Genomic DNA, 909 nt, shown 5'->3' with positions numbered 1-909 from the left:
AAAAAATAGTAGAATACAATATTCCGATTCTTTTAAGCGAAAGGATAGTGACGGTGTTGCATCTACAAAATACTCAGTAAGGTTTGAAAAATCATCGGAATACATCAAAAAACGGAATATGCCCTAATATTACGATATCGGGATTTTAGGGCAATGCTGGAGAGCAACCCGAGCGGCCAGTAGAGTTCTGCTGGGGATAGCCAGGGAATCGTTTGATTACCCTGGTATCTTCTTTTCTATCCTTGGGAGAACCAAGCGATAAACTCCGGGGGTTCGGGGGCAGAGCCCCTGAATTATAACGTATACGCTTTTACACTGCCTGGGGCAAGTTTTCCTGGTAATAGTCAGAGCTGACGCATGAATCTAAAGATTTATAACTGACAAGGTTTATAAGAGTTGGGGAGAAAAAGTTTTTCGCAAAATAGCACTGGACACCACAAAATAAATATGAGACAATAGTGTGGGAAATTTTAAAAAGGAGCCACACTATGACGATACATGAAGATTGGCCTGAGGAAGTTCTCTTGAACGGACGCATTTTTACAAGGGAAGAACTGGAACACATTAAGGAAGTGATCCGGTTGTTTCCCCGGTTGAGTCAAAAGGAATTGGCGCATACGCTATGTGAAACCCTGTCGTGGTATGGACCAAACGGGAAACCAAAGCTGGAATCTTGCCGCGAGTTACTGCGAAAGCTGGAGGCAAAGGAATGGATTCGCCTTCCGGAAAAAAGAAAGGCGACTTCTTCAGGGAAAGAAACAGTCATCATCGGAACTGCTACTGAACCAGAAGAGGAACTAAGAGGGAGTGTGTCGGCGTATGCTCCCATCCAACTAGAGCCGGTACGGGTTCAAAAAGAGATTCGTCTGTGGAATGAATATGTCGAACGTTATCATATGCTCGGATACA

1 protein-coding gene is annotated in these 909 nt (G+C 43.9%); it reads left to right on the top strand.

The genetic code is table 11. The features are described from left to right. Nucleotides 1-488: 488 nt before the first annotated feature. A partial coding sequence (locus Pmgp_RS19260) for a hypothetical protein (RefSeq protein ID WP_205078061.1) occupies nucleotides 489-909 on the top strand: 421 nt, incomplete at its 3' end.

This window comes from Pelotomaculum propionicicum (assembly GCF_004369225.1).
In the GTDB taxonomy this organism is placed as follows: domain Bacteria; phylum Bacillota; class Desulfotomaculia; order Desulfotomaculales; family Pelotomaculaceae; genus Pelotomaculum_B; species Pelotomaculum_B propionicicum.
The sequence above is the reverse complement of the archived record's forward strand: the minus strand, read 5'-3'. Positions and strand labels throughout refer to the sequence as shown.